Genomic DNA, 13787 nt, shown 5'->3' on the forward strand with positions numbered 1-13787 from the left:
GCGGAACTGTCGTGGAAACGAAACGAGTCCCGAAACCCCGCCTATGTGAGTGCACAAATGACCTCACCAAATGCCTAAGTTTTAGGCGAGTGTGCCGGTTACGCTGGCCCTGTCACGAAGGAAGGTGAGGTCATTTGTGCACTTCCTCACTTCTACGACGTGCGATCCGGCGATCTCCAGCACAACGGACCTCACCATAATCGCGTTTTCGCCCCTTCCGGCGACCGCTCCGGCCGCTTGGAGCGCAAATGCACAATCAACCTCACCTACCGCCGTTGATTTCCGCCGGCGGCAGGCGGTCCAGCGCGGGCCCCAGTGTCACCAATCCTTGCTGGTCACCGTGGGAGCACAACCAACCTCACCTTCGCTACGCAGCCGTTCATCAGCTCCAGGCATCGCACAATCAACCTCACCATGCTGCATTGCGCAATCTTCACGTCAACTTACTGTGTGACCCAAGTCGGTACGTTTTTTTAAACCGAGAACAAACCGACAAACCCACGCAGCCAGACGATATTCAATTCATTCAGCTACTTAGGTTCCAAAAGGTGAGGTACGTTGTGTCGAAGGTGAGGTTCGCTGTGCTGAGAGGTGCGGTTGGTTGTGCAGCAAGGTGAGACCAATTCCCCGCCAAGGTGCGGTTCCATGTGTTTGCCTGTGCGTCGAATCTGGAAGGTGAGGTGGGTTGTGCATCTGCAGGAAATGAAGCTCGGATGGGCCGTCCCATAAGGCTTCGCCGTGCGAAAGCCGTCTGGCAAGGTGAGGTTCCTTGTGTAGATGGTGAGGTTCTGTGTGCCAGATCGCGGAATGAACGACGAAGCGGCCGCCGCCTCGGCCGTTCTGATGGTGAGGTTCTGTGTGTTGACAGCTCACCACTGCATGCTTACAGTCCCCGGGAGCTAAAAAGTGGATGAAGAAGATGGCTGCGGACAATCCGGAAGAGGGCAAGTCGAAAGCGACATCACGCCAGATGGCGCTCGCGCTGTTCGAAGACATGTTCGATCAAGGATTGCGCATCAACGAGGCCAATCGCGAGATCGGTTATCAGCGCAACGATTTCTTCACCGAGATCGTCAACATGGGACTGCCGGCGCGGCGGTTTCTCGATGCCGCTTACTTCATCGTCGCGCAGGAGCCCGAGCAACGCGATCAGTACGACGTCGAACTCAACTACTTCAAGTGGCTGATGCGTTACGACAGCCGCAACCTGAAGCATTTGCGCACGATCGCCGACGAAGCTCAGAACGCGAAAGTCCGCGTAACGAATACGCCTGCGGACCGCGATCCCAGTGAAGACGACCTGTGGGTGCAGGTCCAACTGATCGGTATGGTCGGCTTTCATCGCGGACGTATGCGTTTCGACGTCCATCCACGGCTCGTGCCGCATATCCGCGATCCGCAGAAATCGCACTGGCTGAGCTTGCGCATTTCCACCGCGTTCACGCGCAGTCTCGCGCGCGCTATCTACGACAAGGTTTTGCCCAACGTGCCCGCAGGACGCACCGACTGGATCCAGCTCGAGGAAATGCGTAACTGGCCCGGCAAAATGGGCGCGAACGCCGCCATCTTCAAATACTTCAAGCGCGATTGGCTCGAGCCGGCGGTGCGCGAGATCAACGAAGTGTCGGACGTCGAGATGTCTTACGAGACGCGCACTGCATCCACGACGTCGAAGAAAATCGACCGCATCCGCTTCCTCCTCAAGCGCAAGGACACAGCCGACGCGGTACTCGCGAGCCTCGCCGACGCGAGCCATCTCTACAAGATTCTTACCGACGAATTCGGGCTGTCGACCAAGCAGTTCAGCGAGATTTCGGAGAACCGCGAACTGTGGACCGACGAGCGTATTCAGCAGGCCGTCGAATACACGCGCTTCAGAATCAAGCGCGGCCAGGTCAAGAAGAGTCCCGCGGGCTATCTGATGCGCGCGCTACGCGACAACTGGAAGATCTCCGACGCCGAGCGAACGATGGTCGACGTGCAAGCCAAACTGCTCGCCGACGAAGCGCAGGAACAGGCGGCCAAGACCGAAACGAGAAAGACCCTGGCGACCAGCATCGCGACGCGTGAAGAAGAAGTGCGCGCGCGCATGAACGAGGATTCGCGCAGGGGCCGCGATCATTTCAACGCCGCCGATCCGAAGACGCGCAAGGAACTGATGCATGCCTGGACAACCTCGCGCGAAGGCAAGCTGATGCTGCGCAGGATGAAGCTCGAACCGTCGACGGTCACCGAAGATGCGATCCTCGCGAATACGGAGCTGGTCTGGTATCTGGGGCAGTTCGTGTTCGGCCGGATGAATGCGGCGCGCGCGGCCGCGTGAAGTGAGCCGGTAATCAGCAGGGCAAGCAATCGGGACTCGGCCGAACAGCAACAGGAAAGGGGTCTCGCACTGACGAACAGCGACGTCAGAGCGAGACCCCTTGATACTTTAGCCGGCACAAAACTCTCAGAAGGTACCGACCAGCGAGCCCAGCACGATCACCACGACCAGCGCGAGCAACGCGCCGAGAATCGCGACCATCACGATGTCGCGATAGCTTTCGCGATGGTTCGAGCCGCACACCGCGAGCAGCGTCACGACCGCGCCGTTATGCGGCAGGCTGTCGAGTGTCCCGGAGGACATCACGGCGACCCGATGCAGCAACGCCGGGTCGATGCCGTGTTGCGCGGCCAGTTGTAGATAGGTGCCGCCGAGCGCGTCGAGCGCGATGGTGAGACCGCCTGAAGCCGAGCCGGTCAAGCCCGCGAGCAGATTGGTCGCGACCGCGAGCGATACGAGCGGACCACCGCCGACGCCGAGCACCCATTCGCGCACGAGCGCGAATGCGGGCAGCGCGGCAATCACCGCGCCATAGCCGACCAGACTGCCGACGTTGAGCACAGGCAGCACCGATGCATTCGCGCCCGCGTCGATCGTCTCGCGTAGCGCCGGAAGGCGGCGCCGATTGAGCAGCAGGAGCACCACGATCGCGACGACGAGGGCCACGCACACGCCCCACACTCCGGCGACTGCCGAAAGCGACGTCTCACCCCAACGGACCTCGGCCAGATAGTCCGCGTCGATGCGCGGCAGCACGATCACGTTCATCACGAAATTCGTTAGCACCACGAGCACGAGCGGCGCGAGCGCGACGCCGAACGACGGCAGATCCTCGCTGACGTGCCCGCGCTTCGCTTCCTCAGGATCGAAACTCTGCGAGACGCTCGCGCGTTCGCGCACGAGGTTGTCGCTGGCCGGCGCCGTGGTGGATTTCATCGCTGCGTTGAGTCCGTCGAATCCTTCGTTGGCCGCCTTCGCGCGCGATTGCTGCAAGGACAACCACCACAGCCCGAACGCCACCATCACGATACTCGCGACGATGCCGAGCCCGGGCGCCGCAAACGGCGTCGTACCAAAGAACGGCATCGGGATCGCATTCTGGATCGCCGGTGTGCCGGGCAGCGCGGACATCGTGAACGTCTGCGTGCCGAGCGCGATCGCGGCCGGCATCAGACGGCGCGGGATATTGGCGGCCTGGAACAGGGCGGTGGCCATCGGCGCGAGCACGAAGAACGCGACGAACAGGCTGACGCCGCCATAGGTAACGAGCGCGCCACCGATCACGACCGCGAGAATCGCCCGATGCGCGCCAAGCTTCTCCGTCATGTAACTGGCGATCGCCTTCACGGAGCCGCTGTCTTCCATCAGCTTGCCGAACAGCGCGCCGAGCAGAAACAACGGAAAGAACTGCGCGAGAAAGCGCGCGGCGCTGAGCATGAAAGTCTGGGTCCAGTGCGCGAGAATCGGTTCGCCCGAAATCGCGGCGGCCAGCATCGCGGCGAACGGCGCGAGCAACAGCACGGTCCAGCCGCGGTATGCGAAGGCGATCAGCAGCGCGAGACTCGCGAGCATGCCAAAGAGTCCGAGACCGATCGCGAGCGGGGACAGGGTGATGACTTCCATGGTCAGACTCCGTCGAGCAACGCGTCGAGATCCAGCGAGGAGCGCACGCCTATCGAATCGGCATGCCCGGTGAGGAACGCGTCCCCGGCACGCCGGCCTTCGTCGCGCAGCATCGTCAGAAAGCTCCACTCGGCGTTCAGCTTCGACGAGTAGCCGAGTTCGGTCATCAGTTCGCTCGAAATCCGATGGATGCGCATCGCCGCCCAATGGCGGCCTTCGTCGCTACCGGCGTCCGCGGCGCGTCGCAGCAGCGCGATCATGCGCAGCTCTTTCAGCAGCGGCGCATTGAAGGCGACTTCGTTCAGGCGGCTGATGATGTCGCGCGCGGTGCGCGGTGTTTCATCCCGCTCGACGGGATTGACCTGGATCAGCAGCGTATCGCTCGACGTGCATTCGCGCACCAGCGGCGTGATGGTGGGATTCCCGGCGTAGCCGCCGTCCCAGTAGTCTTCACCGTCGATCTGCACGGCCTGGAACAGCGTGGGCAGGCAGCCGGAGGCGAGCAGCACGTCGGGCGTCAGGTCGCCATTGCGAAACACGCGCGCTTGGCCCGTGCGCACGCGCGTCGCAGTGATGAACAGCTTGATCGGCGCGTCGCGCAGATGCTCGAAATCGATCGAGTCCTGCAGAATCTTCGCCAGCGGATGTACGCCGCGCGGGTTCAGGTCGTATGGAGAAAACACGCGCGCCGCGAGGTCCATCGCGATGAAGAGCGGCGAGTAGTCGAGCGTCCAGCGGCCCATCAACACGTCGAACGGGCTGCGGCGAAACGGGCTGTACACCGATGCTTCGAATACTCGCCGCCAGAACGCTTCGAGCGCGGCGCGCGCGCCGGCCGCGCCGCCCACCTGATAGCCGCTCACCAGCACCGCGGCGTTCATCGCGCCAGCCGACGTACCCGATATCCCTTCGATCTGCAGCCACGACTCTTCGAGCAAACGGTCGAGGACACCCCATGTAAAAGCACCGTGCGAACCGCCACCCTGCAATGCGAGATCGATAAGGGCGGGTTCGCTGCGAGCGGGTTGGTTTTTTCTTGCAGCCAAGACGACTCCCGTGATGAGGAGTGCTCCATTTCGAGCTGACGCCGCATGCGCGGCGGACGAATGAACTGCTGGCCAATGCTTTGAATTACCGAATGACGTGAGGCGTGTTTCAGAGGTGAAGCATCGCACTGCACCATTGGTATTGGAAGTGGCTACTGATTAAAAGTCAAGCGTATTCAAGGCCTCGCGCGATTGTGCCTGGCAATACCGGCCAGTCAAGCGGAACATAGAGAGCCGGTTGGTCATGCCGAGGTCAAAAACAGCGTGTAAGCAAGCCGGCTGGCGCGCCCCGCCGCGCCGCTGACATAATCATGGATAAGCGGCGTATCTTTGCACCGGCGAGCACGACATTGCGGCGGCAAGGAAGCAACCCGTGTCATCCGTTTGCGCATGCCGCTTGAATGCCAATTCACGCGCTTAATCTTCGTTGTTTCGCCCTGCGCTAATTGCCATAGCTTATTGCAATGTGATGTATCGTCTCGGCGACCGGATACATTACGACATAATTCGACTGATGAACCAGGCTATAAAGCAGGCATCGTCAAATCACGGAGAGCACCATGAGCGCCGAGCTGCTGCAAGGGTCTTGTCACTGCGGGGCCGTCAAGTTCGAAGTTCGCACCGAAATCGTTCCGGCCGGCCGCTGTAACTGCAGCCTGTGCCGCCGCAAGGGCGCGCTGATGACGCCGCTCTTTCCCGCCAGTCAACTGAAGATTCTGAGCGGCGAGGATTCGCTGACGCTGTACCAGTTCAACACGAAGGTCGCGAAACACTACTTCTGCAAGCATTGCGGCATCTATCCTTTTCATCAGACGCGCAAGGACCCGCAGCAATGGCGCGTCAATATCGGCTGCCTCGACGGGGTCGACCCTTATGCGCTCGAAGCCAGCGTGGCCGACGGCGCGAGTCTTTCCGTGCTGGAGGACGCATGAAACGCCTGTTTGCCATCGCGGTGTTCGTCGTGGGCGGCTTCGCGGCCGAGCTCGCGCATCCGTTGCAGTGTTCATTGATCCAATCGAGCGGCGTGCAACTCAAACGCCGCGGCAGATAATCCGTCGATGGAAACCTCCGACCACGTATTGATCGTCGACGACGATCGCGGAATCCGCGAACTGCTCGCGGGTTACCTCGAGAAAAACGGCGTGCGCGTCTCGCTCGCGGCCAATGGCCGCCAGATGCGCGCCGCGCTCGAGAACGGCGCACCCGACCTGATCGTGCTCGACCTGATGCTGCCCGGCGAAGACGGCCTCGTGCTGTGCCGCGAGCTGCGCGCGGGCAAGTTCCGCACGGTGCCGATCCTGATGCTGACGGCGCGCAGCGAGGAAGCGGACCGCATCGTCGGCCTCGAAATGGGCGCCGACGATTACCTGACCAAACCGTTCGCCGCACGCGAGCTGCTCGCGCGAATTCGCTCGGTGCTGCGCCGCGCGCGCATGCTGCCGCCCGGCATGGAGGTGACGGAGTCGGCGCCGATGCTGTGCTTCGGCGACTGGCGGCTCGACACGACCGCGCGCCATCTGCTCGATGCGGACGGCACCGAAGTGGCGTTGAGCGGGGCGGAGTACCGTCTGTTGCGCGTGTTTCTCGATCACCCGCAGCGCGTGCTCACGCGCGACCAGCTGCTGAACCTGACCCAGGGACGCCAGGCCGATCCGTTCGACCGCTCGATCGATCTAATGGTGAGCCGCCTGCGCCAACGCCTGCGCGACGGCGCGCGCGAGCCGCGCTACATCAAGACGCTGCGCAGCGAGGGCTACGTGTTTTCGGCGGCGGTGACTGCGATCGGAGATCCGCAATGAACGTTTCTGCATCACCGTCGTCGCTGCGCTGGCCTCATTGGCCGCGCACCCTGTTCGCGCGGCTCGCGGTGATTCTGTTCGTCGGGCTCGCGCTCGCGCAGGCGCTGTCGTTCTGGCTCACGATGACCGAGCGAGACCAGACGATGACCGGCATCATGATGGGCTACATCGAGCGCGAGGTGGCGAGCTCGGTCGCGCTGCTCGACCATCTGCCGCCCGACGAGCGCGCCCAGTGGCTCCCGCGCCTTGCGCGGCGCAGCTACGAGTTCGTGCTCGGCCCAGGCGTGCCCGGCGCACCGGTCGACGCAAGCCTGTCGGCGCGCGTCGCGCAATCGATCGGCGACGGCATCGGCACGCGTTATCCGTTGACCGTCAACGCGGTGCCCGGCGATCGCGAGCGTCTGCAGGTGCACCTGAAACTGAGCGACGGCACGCCGCTCACCATCGACCTGCGGCCGATGTCCGGCGCTCCGTTGTCGCGCTGGCTGCCGCTCGTGCTGACGCTGCAGCTGCTCGTGCTCGGCGCCTGCTGCTGGCTGGCGGTGCGCCTCGCGACGCGCCCGCTCAATCAGCTCGCAGTCGCGGCCGACACGCTCGGCCCCGACCTGAAGGCCGAGCGTCTGCCCGAAGCCGGTCCGTCCGAAGTGGCGCGCGCCGCGCGCGCGTTCAACGCGATGCAGGATCGGATCGCCACGTACATGACCGAGCGCATGCAGATTCTCGCGGCGATTTCGCACGATCTGCAGACGCCGATCACGCGCATGCGTCTACGCGTCGACACGATGGACGACGACAGCGAGGCCGCGAAGCTGCGCCAGGATCTGAAGGAAATGGAGGCGCTGGTCAAGGAAGGGGTCACTTATGCGCGTACGATGCACGGCACGACCGAGGTGCCGCGCCGCATCGATCCCGATGCGCTGTTCGATAGCCTCGTCTGCGATTACGTGGACGCCGGTCAGCAAGTGTCGCTGCACGGCCAGTTCGGCCAGTCGCTGACGTTGCGTCCGCAGGCGTTGAAGCGCATCGTCGGCAATCTGGTCGATAACGCGCTGAGGTACGCCGGCGCCGCGCAGATCGATATCGGCGCGTTGCACGATGGCGAGGCGACCGTGTCGGTGCTCGATCGTGGTCCCGGCATTCCGGCCGAGTCGCTCGAGACGGTGTTCGAGCCGTTCGTGCGACTCGAAGGTTCGCGCAATCGTCAAACGGGCGGCACCGGGCTGGGGCTCGCGATCGCGCGGCAACTCGCGCTCGCGATGGACGCGACGCTCACGCTGCACAACCGGGTTGGCGGCGGTCTCGAAGCGCGGCTGACGTTGAGGAAGTTGCGCGAGTCATAGTTGGACCCACAGCCCGCCACTACGAAATCATCGTCAGGCTTGGACCATCGATGACTTTCGCGCGTCATCTCGAGCTGTCGCTCAGCTGCTTATTAGTAGTTCTGAGCGACCATATTTTCAGCTCGCTTCAGCGATACCCCATCATTTGAGAAAACCGCGTTGATGATGCGATACGTCGCATCATTGTTAAATCATCGATACTCAATGCGACTTATCGATGCTCGCGGCGATAAATTGACAAACGTCAACGGACAGACCATTCTTTTCGTGTGGTGGTTGCAGAGTAACGCGGCTGATCGACAGCAAGATTGGCCGAGAGACACGTTTCGTTCGAATTTGATTACAGATCCTTGTTAAAAAGGTCACTAAAAAGGAATCCGAATGGCGTCCACTCCACAAAAGCTGTCAAAAATGCAACTCACCGGGATGGTCGTGGGCGGCATGGTCGGAGCCGGAATATTTTCCCTACCGCGTACATTCGCCGATGCCACCGGTCCGCTGGGCGCCCTGATTGCGTGGCTGATTGCGGGCACGGGCATGTATATGCTGGCGCGCGTATTTCAAACGCTTGCCGAACGAAAGCCCGAATTGGACGCCGGCGTGTTTGCGTATGCGAAAGCGGGCTTTGGCGACTATCCGGGCTTTCTTTCCGCATTTGGCTACTGGATCAGCAGTTGTATCGGCAATGTTTCTTACTGGGTGCTGATCAAGTCGACACTCGGCGCATTTTTTCCGGTGTTCGGCGACGGTAATACGGTCGTCGCGATCGTCGTTGCTTCGATCGGCATCTGGCTTTTTCATTACATGATCCTGAAGGGCGTGCAGCAGGCGGCCTTCATCAACAGTATCGTCACGGTCGCCAAGATCATCCCGATTCTGGTGTTCATCCTGATCCTGTTGTTTGGCTTTCGAATGGACCTGTTCCAGGCCAACCTCTACGGCGGCGGTCTCGAAGGCAATATTTTCGAGCAGGTGCGGGCCACGATGCTGGTCACGGTGTTCGTGTTCATCGGCATCGAAGGGGCAAGCGTTTATTCCCGCTATGCAAAGAAGCGCTCCGACGTCGGGCATTCGACGATACTCGGCTTCGTCGTCGTCACCTCTCTGATGGTGCTCGTGACGATGCTGCCCTACGCGGTGCTCGAGCGCGCGGACATCGCGGGGATGCGGCAGCCGTCGATGGCTGCGGTTCTCGAAGCGGTGGTCGGTCACTGGGGCGCGGTTTTCGTCAGCATAGGTCTGCTGATTTCGGTGCTCGGCGCTTATCTGGCCTGGTCGTTGATCTGCGCCGAAGTGTTGTTCTCGGCGGCGAGGACCGAAGACATGCCCGCGATCTTCGGCAAGGAAAACGTCAACAAGACGCCGGCCAATGCATTGTGGTTGACCAACATCGTGGTGCAGTTGCTCGTCATCAGCACGTACTTCTCGCGCGATGCATTCGCGCTGATGTTGAACCTGACGAGCGCGATGTCGTTGATTCCGTACCTGTTCGTCGCGGTGTTCGGATGCATGAACGCGAATCGCGGCGACGGTTACGACCTGCGCGCCGACGAGCGCCGGCGCGACCTGATCATGGCCGCAATCGCCGTGATCTATACGGCATTCATGATCTTCGCGGGCGGCCTGAAATTCATTCTGCTTGCCGCGGTGCTGTACGCGCCCGGCACAGCGCTCTACCTTTGGGCGCGGCGAGAGCAGAGCAAGAACGTTTTCATCACGTCCGATTGGTTCATCTTTACCGTCATCGTCATTGGCGCGATCATCGGCGTCTACGCCCTCGTAACCGGAAGGATCACAATCTAACGACAGCAGGTTGAACAGAGCGGGTCACCACTGATATTCAGGAGGTCATCATGGCGAACACGGACGCGAAAGCGGGTGAGTTGGGTGTCTACTCGGAAGTCGGGCAGCTGCGCAAAGTGATGGTCTGCGCACCGGGGCTCGCGCATCAGCGTCTTACCCCGAGCAACTGCGATGAACTGCTGTTCGACGACGTACTGTGGGTCGAGAACGCGAAGCGCGACCACTTCGACTTCGTCACGAAGATGCGCGACCGCGGTGTCGAAGTGGTGGAGATGCACAATCTGCTCTCCGAAACGGTTGCAGTGCAAGAAGGCAAGAAGTGGATTCTGGACAACCAGGTGGTTCCGAACCAGGTCGGCCTCGGCTTTATCGATGAATTGAGAAGCTATCTGGAAGGGCTCGACAATCGCAAGCTGGCCGAAACGCTGATTGGCGGGCTATCCACGCACGACTTCCCGGAAGCGCACGGCGGCAAGGCGCTGGAGGTTGCGAAGGAAGCGGCGGGCGGCACCGAATATCTGCTGCCGCCGTTGCCGAACACGCTGTACACGCGCGACACGACCTGCTGGATCTATGGCGGCGTCACGCTGAATGCGCTGTACTGGCCGGCCCGCCACGAAGAGACGATCCTGACCACGGCGATCTACAAGTTCCACCCCGACTTCGCCGGCAAGGTCAACGTGTGGTGGGGCGATCCGACCCAGGATCACGGTCTCGCCACGCTGGAAGGCGGCGACGTGATGCCGATCGGCAAGGGCGTCGTGCTGATCGGCATGAGCGAGCGCACCTCGCGTCAGGCCATCAGTCAACTGGCGGCAACGCTGTTCAAGAAGGGCGCGGCCGAGCGCGTGATCGTCGCGGCGATGCCGAAGATTCGCGCGGCGATGCACCTCGATACCGTGTTCACGTTCGCCGATCGCGATTGCGTGCTGGTGGCCCCGGACTTCATGGCGAAGACGCGCACCTATTCGTATCGGCCGAGCAGCCATCCGAGCGGCGTCGAATTGCACGCGGAGAACAAGCCGTTCACCGATGTCGTCGCCGAGGCGTTGGGGCTGAAGCATTTACGCGTGGTCGAGGCGGGCGGCAGCGACTATCAGCGCGAGCGCACGCAGTGGGATAGCGGTGCGAACCTCGTGTGCGCGGCGCCGGGCGTCGTCTATGCATACGACCGCAACACGTACACGAACACGCTTTTGCGTAAGCAGGGCATCGAGGTGATTACGATCGTCGGTGCCGAACTGGGCCGTGGACGAGGCGGCGGTCACTGCATGACCTGCCCGATCATTCGCGATGCGGTCGACTATTGATCAGCCAGGCGGACCGATCTGACGGCCGCGCGCGCGTGTGCCGTCGCCAGGCGGTCCGGCTTGAAGTCGAACTTCCTTTTACTATACTTTTTAACGACTTACGGTCAGGCCTGAAATATCGAATTTGACATCTCGCAATTTGCAAAGATTACATTCGATAGACCAGCGATCGCTGCAATGAAGTTCGAATTAATGAATCTGCGAGTAGCTGGACGATTATTTTTCACGTCAATCACGTGAATGCCCGGAGCTTTCTTCCACCGCACGGAGGTTCGAACATGAATAATCGCTTTGTTGCGCAACTCGTCGCGTTGTCGTTTGCCGGTGTGTCGGCGTTCGCGATTGCGGCTGGACCGCAGCCGCAAGACGAAGGCGGCCAGATGGCCGGTACTGGCCGTCAGCAGGTGATGCCGTCTATTCCGCATCGTGACTGGCACAAAGGCCAACGTGTGCCGACCGAATACCGTAATTACAATTTCATAATGGACGACTGGCGCGGACACGGCCTCAATGCGCCGCCGCGCGGCCATAAATGGCTGGGCGTCAATGGCGATTATGTGCTCGTATCGACGAACAACTGGACCATTTCCAACATCGTCGCCGGAAACGAGTAATGCTTCATCGTGGTGCCCAGGTAATCCGGCGACCAGAATCTAGCGCCGGGACCTGGGCATTACTTTGACACGACATGATCTTGTCATGGTCGCTATAAGGTTTACTGCTGCGTATCGTATAGACGGTCAGGAACGAACAATGCAGTCACGCCGCTCAAAAAGAACACCGCGCCGACCACGAGAAAGCCGAGTCCGATCGAGAACTGCGTCGCGATAAAACCAATGACGATCGGCGCCGCCCCCGAACAGAAGCGCCCGAGGTTATACGAGCCGCCCACCGCGGTGCCGCGCACCGACGTCGCGAAACTCTCCGACATGAACGTGCCGATCGTGCCGAGCGGCACGCCGTACAGAAAGCCGAAGAAAAGCATCAGCGTGGAAATGTTGTCGCGCGTATGCCAGAAAATGATCACGGGCAGAAACAGCGCCGCACCGATGCAGCCGAGCACGTACACGCCGCGCCGGCTCCAGCGATCACCGAGCCAGCCCGCGAAGATCTTACCGATGAAGGCGACCACGTACGTGCCGATCATATAGCCGGTCAGCGAACTGAACTTGATGTGCAGTTCTTTCTCGAGGTATGTCGGCAGCCAGTTGTTCAGACCGTAAAAGCCGGACAGCACGAAGATCGACGCGAAGGTCCACAGGATGAACATCGTGCGTGCCTGGCGGTCGCGGAAAATCTGCGCGTAGCGATTGTCGACGAGCCGCGTCTTGCTTGCACGGTCGGCGGCACGGCTCGCGAGCCATGCGGCCGGTTCGGGAACCGCGAACTTGATCGCGAACGCGAGCAGCACCGGCACGGCCGACACGTAGTACAGCGTGCGCCAGCCGTATTGCGGCAGGATCCAGTTGCTGAGCGCGATCACGACGATATAGCCGGCCGAAATGCCGGTTTGCAGCATACCGAGTACCAGCGAGCGCCGCTCGGTCGGCACGTATTCGGCGACCAGGGTGGTGACTAGCACCATGCAGCCAATGCCGAGCGAACTGATGAAGCGCACCGCCGCGAATTCGACGAAGCTGTGCGTGAACCCGAGCATCCCCGCGCCGAGCGAGAACAGCGCGAGCGCCCAAGCGATGACGCGCACGCGCCCCAGACGATCGCTCGCCCAACCGCCGGCAATGCCGCCGATCGCCATGCCGAGCAAGGTCAGACTACCGAGCGCGCCCGCTTCGACGTTGGTCAACCCGAAGTCGTCCTTGATGCGCGACAGGGTCAGGCCGTACATCATCACGTCGGCGCCATCGGCGATCAGCGCGAGGTAGCCGAGCACGAAGACCAGCACCCAGCGGCCTTGCGAGACGGCCGGATGGGGCACGGCTCGATAGCGTTGCAGATCGGATGGTGTTTTCATGAATGCGCGGCGCAAGCGGGGGATTGCGTACTGTGTTTGATGAGAGCGGGGGCAAGGAAGGCGCCGATCAGCAGGCCCATGCTTTCATGACGGCCGGTGTACCAGCCTTCCTCGTGCGTCAGGTTCATCGTACCGATGCACACGCCGTCATAGGCGATCGGGATGTTCAGGATCGAGCCGAGGCCCATCCCTGTCATCACTGCATGATCGTCGAAGGCCTCGCGAATGCCTTGCGACGTTGCGGCGCGAAACGGCTTCAGTTCCTGGAGTATCTGCCGCGCCCACGCGGTGCCTTGCTTCCGCTTGCGGCCGCCCAGTGGATAGACGTCCGGCATGTTCGTGTAGACCCGTTCGACCTCGTGACGCCGCGCGTCGTAGGACATGATCGTGATCAGGCTCAGGCCTATCGCCTTTGCCGCCACGGCGTGAACCGCGCGGAACAGCTCGAGCGGTTGGTCTTTCGCGCGCATCGCCAGCGCGAGGCGTTCGAGGTCCGCGATATCCAGCATCTGGGTATCGTGCGGTGCTGATCCGGTCAGGTTGCCTTGCATCGTTTGCATCGCGTTTGGAT

The 13787-nt window shown here is 61.5% G+C and carries 12 protein-coding genes; 8 read left to right on the top strand and 4 right to left on the bottom strand.

Going from position 1 to position 13787, the window contains the following annotated elements; all coding sequences use genetic code 11:
* Window positions 1-919: 919 nt before the first annotated feature.
* Window positions 920-2323 (top strand): replication initiation protein, encoded by a 1404-nt coding sequence (locus AB3X89_RS07655; protein WP_368582692.1) that lies wholly within the window; start codon window positions 920-922, stop codon window positions 2321-2323.
* A gap of 126 nt (window positions 2324-2449) precedes the next feature.
* Here the strand turns inward: AB3X89_RS07655 and AB3X89_RS07660 are convergent, their stop codons facing one another.
* Window positions 2450-3946, bottom strand: coding sequence for a GntP family permease (locus AB3X89_RS07660; RefSeq protein ID WP_368582619.1), 1497 nt, complete (start codon window positions 3944-3946; stop codon window positions 2450-2452).
* Window positions 3947-3948: 2 nt separating this feature from the next.
* On the bottom strand, window positions 3949-4992 hold the full coding sequence (locus AB3X89_RS07665) for a patatin-like phospholipase family protein (RefSeq protein WP_368582620.1): 1044 nt from the start codon (window positions 4990-4992) through the stop codon (window positions 3949-3951).
* Window positions 4993-5552: 560 nt separating this feature from the next.
* On the opposite strand from AB3X89_RS07665, the gene AB3X89_RS07670 reads away from it, so the two are divergent.
* The 7 genes from AB3X89_RS07670 to AB3X89_RS07700 all read left to right on the top strand — a co-directional run bounded on the left by AB3X89_RS07670 (window position 5553) and on the right by AB3X89_RS07700 (window position 11858).
* Window positions 5553-5924, top strand: a complete 372-nt coding sequence (locus tag AB3X89_RS07670; protein WP_368582621.1) for a GFA family protein — start codon at window positions 5553-5555, stop codon at window positions 5922-5924.
* Complete coding sequence (locus AB3X89_RS07675) at window positions 5921-6043, top strand: hypothetical protein (RefSeq protein WP_255208695.1); 123 nt, start codon at window positions 5921-5923, stop codon at window positions 6041-6043. Before AB3X89_RS07670 ends, AB3X89_RS07675 begins: the two co-directional genes overlap by 4 nt.
* Before the next feature lie 7 nt (window positions 6044-6050).
* Window positions 6051-6791 carry a response regulator gene (locus AB3X89_RS07680; RefSeq protein ID WP_018422680.1) on the top strand — a complete coding sequence of 247 codons (741 nt, stop codon included), beginning with the start codon at window positions 6051-6053 and terminating at the stop codon, window positions 6789-6791.
* Complete coding sequence (locus tag AB3X89_RS07685) at window positions 6788-8131, top strand: ATP-binding protein (protein ID WP_368582622.1); 1344 nt, start codon at window positions 6788-6790, stop codon at window positions 8129-8131. Before AB3X89_RS07680 ends, AB3X89_RS07685 begins: the two co-directional genes overlap by 4 nt.
* Window positions 8132-8512: 381 nt before the next feature.
* Window positions 8513-9934, top strand: coding sequence for a basic amino acid/polyamine antiporter (locus tag AB3X89_RS07690; protein ID WP_368582623.1), 1422 nt, complete (start codon window positions 8513-8515; stop codon window positions 9932-9934).
* Window positions 9935-9984: 50 nt separating this feature from the next.
* Window positions 9985-11244 carry an arginine deiminase gene (gene arcA, locus AB3X89_RS07695; RefSeq protein ID WP_368582624.1) on the top strand — a complete coding sequence of 420 codons (1260 nt, stop codon included), beginning with the start codon at window positions 9985-9987 and terminating at the stop codon, window positions 11242-11244.
* A gap of 278 nt (window positions 11245-11522) precedes the next feature.
* A complete protein-coding gene (locus tag AB3X89_RS07700) occupies window positions 11523-11858 on the top strand; it encodes an RcnB family protein (protein WP_368582625.1) in 336 nt (111 codons plus the stop codon).
* 101 nt (window positions 11859-11959) lie between these two features.
* On the opposite strand, the gene AB3X89_RS07705 is transcribed toward AB3X89_RS07700, so the two are convergent.
* Window positions 11960-13216: an MFS transporter gene (locus tag AB3X89_RS07705; RefSeq protein WP_368582626.1), complete on the bottom strand. Its 1257-nt coding sequence runs from the start codon at window positions 13214-13216 to the stop codon at window positions 11960-11962.
* Window positions 13213-13776: a GAF domain-containing protein gene (locus AB3X89_RS07710; RefSeq protein WP_368582627.1), complete on the bottom strand. Its 564-nt coding sequence runs from the start codon at window positions 13774-13776 to the stop codon at window positions 13213-13215. The genes AB3X89_RS07705 and AB3X89_RS07710 overlap by 4 nt, the downstream gene beginning before the upstream one ends.
* Window positions 13777-13787 lie beyond the last annotated feature (11 nt).

The sequence above is a fragment of the Paraburkholderia sp. BR14320 genome (genome assembly GCF_040948665.1).
Lineage (GTDB): Bacteria > Pseudomonadota > Gammaproteobacteria > Burkholderiales > Burkholderiaceae > Paraburkholderia > Paraburkholderia youngii.

Excerpts from the sequence above, each read along its gene's own strand:
- AB3X89_RS07675 (WP_255208695.1), top strand. The coding sequence starts at position 5,921 with ATGAAACGCCTGTTTGCCATCGCGGTGTTCGTCGTGGGCGGCTTCGCG.
- AB3X89_RS07680 (WP_018422680.1), top strand. The coding sequence starts at position 6,051 with ATGGAAACCTCCGACCACGTATTGATCGTCGACGACGATCGCGGAATC.
- AB3X89_RS07655 (WP_368582692.1), top strand. The coding sequence starts at position 920 with ATGGCTGCGGACAATCCGGAAGAGGGCAAGTCGAAAGCGACATCACGC.
- AB3X89_RS07705 (WP_368582626.1), bottom strand. The coding sequence starts at position 13,216 with ATGAAAACACCATCCGATCTGCAACGCTATCGAGCCGTGCCCCATCCG.
- AB3X89_RS07685 (WP_368582622.1), top strand. The coding sequence starts at position 6,788 with ATGAACGTTTCTGCATCACCGTCGTCGCTGCGCTGGCCTCATTGGCCG.
- AB3X89_RS07710 (WP_368582627.1), bottom strand. The coding sequence starts at position 13,776 with ATGCAAACGATGCAAGGCAACCTGACCGGATCAGCACCGCACGATACC.
- AB3X89_RS07690 (WP_368582623.1), top strand. The coding sequence starts at position 8,513 with ATGGCGTCCACTCCACAAAAGCTGTCAAAAATGCAACTCACCGGGATG.
- AB3X89_RS07660 (WP_368582619.1), bottom strand. The coding sequence starts at position 3,946 with ATGGAAGTCATCACCCTGTCCCCGCTCGCGATCGGTCTCGGACTCTTT.
- AB3X89_RS07670 (WP_368582621.1), top strand. The coding sequence starts at position 5,553 with ATGAGCGCCGAGCTGCTGCAAGGGTCTTGTCACTGCGGGGCCGTCAAG.
- AB3X89_RS07700 (WP_368582625.1), top strand. The coding sequence starts at position 11,523 with ATGAATAATCGCTTTGTTGCGCAACTCGTCGCGTTGTCGTTTGCCGGT.
- arcA (WP_368582624.1), top strand. The coding sequence starts at position 9,985 with ATGGCGAACACGGACGCGAAAGCGGGTGAGTTGGGTGTCTACTCGGAA.